General features: G+C 52.9%; 1 protein-coding gene and 1 pseudogene. Both read left to right on the forward strand.

The genetic code is table 11. The features are described 5' to 3' along the window. The coding region (iadA, locus tag H535_RS0121635; protein ID WP_026821181.1) for a beta-aspartyl-peptidase at positions 1 to 1097 on the forward strand (1097 nt) is incomplete at its 5' end. Continuing rightward, positions 1094 to 1360, forward strand: a pseudogene (locus H535_RS28765) (hypothetical protein); the annotation flags it as partial. The gene iadA and the pseudogene H535_RS28765, both read left to right, overlap by 4 nt.

Genomic DNA, 1360 nt, shown 5'->3' on the forward strand with positions numbered 1-1360 from the left:
AATTCCTCGGCCATCAGGACGTCCTGATCGAAGGGCAAAAGATCTCCTTCATAGGCGAGCTTCAGGCGGACTTGCTCAACGATTTACCCGGATCACAAATTCTTGAAGCTGGTGGTCTTGTCGCCACACCGGGCTTCATTGATCCTCACGTTCACATCATGGGCGGCGGCGGCGAAGGTGGATTTGCCAACCGGACCCCAGAGATCAATGTGACAGATATCGTGGCCGCCGGTGTTACTACGGTGGTTGGATGTCTCGGCACAGACGGAATCACTAGGGATACCTCAGGATTACTGGCCAAGGCACGAGGCTTAGAGGGAATCTCTACCTACATTTTTACCGGGAATTATCAATTGCCAGCTCGCACGCTCACCGGTTCGGTCATTGACGACATTGTACTCATTGACAAAATCATCGGTGCCGGTGAAATCGCGATTTCGGATCCCAGGTCGTTCCAACCCGGCGTTGAGGATCTCGCCCACTTAACGAGCCAATGCCATGTGGGTGGATTACTCAGTAAGAAGGCCGGAGTGACACACTTCCATGTGGGTCCTCATTCGGATCGTTTGTCTCTGCTTCATAAGCTCATCGATGGCTATCCCGTTCCCGCAAGCTCTGTATACGCGACGCATATAACGCGCAGTGAAGAACTCCTTAAGGATGCAGTAAGTCTTGCTTCCAAAGGTGCCTTCGTCGATATGACTGCCGAAGATGACACCGTCGACTGGGTAAGACAATACGCGAGCTTCGGCGGTGATTTACGCAGGATCACTCTGTCTTCCGATGGCAACGGCAGCCTTCCAAAATTCGATGAGCATAATAAGCTCGTAGGGCTAAGCCTGGCGAAACAGGAGACTCTTTATCAGCAAGTGTGGGCTTGTGCTGAAATTCCCGAGTTGGGCTTCTCCGATGCATTGGCTCTCGCCACTTCGAACACAGCTGATGCGCTGAAGCTCCATCATAAGGGGCGGCTAGCCGCAGGCAATGACGCCGACATCGTCCTAACAGACGAGAACCAACAAATTCAACACGCATTTTCCTGCGGGAAGCAGGTCTACTGTGACGGAAACATCCTCATTCAAGGAGCATTCGGTTGAAAAATCAAAAGAACCTGGCACAAGAGAGCACACCCCAAACTTCTCAATCCCGCTCTCCTTCGCTCTTCCTGTCGCTGATTCCACTAGTGGCGATGCTGCTTTTACTAGCTGGGGGATACGGAATACTGGGTCTAGCACCTGAACCTCTACTAATCCTTTCGGCGGTGTTTGCCGGGTTGGTCGCGCGACGCCTCGGGCTCTCGTGGGAAACCATGCTGGCAGGCATTCGAGAGAAACTCGATACGGCAATGCCCGCACTTCTG

The sequence above is a fragment of the Arthrobacter castelli DSM 16402 genome (assembly GCF_000430705.1).
Lineage (GTDB): Bacteria > Actinomycetota > Actinomycetes > Actinomycetales > Micrococcaceae > Arthrobacter_C > Arthrobacter_C castelli.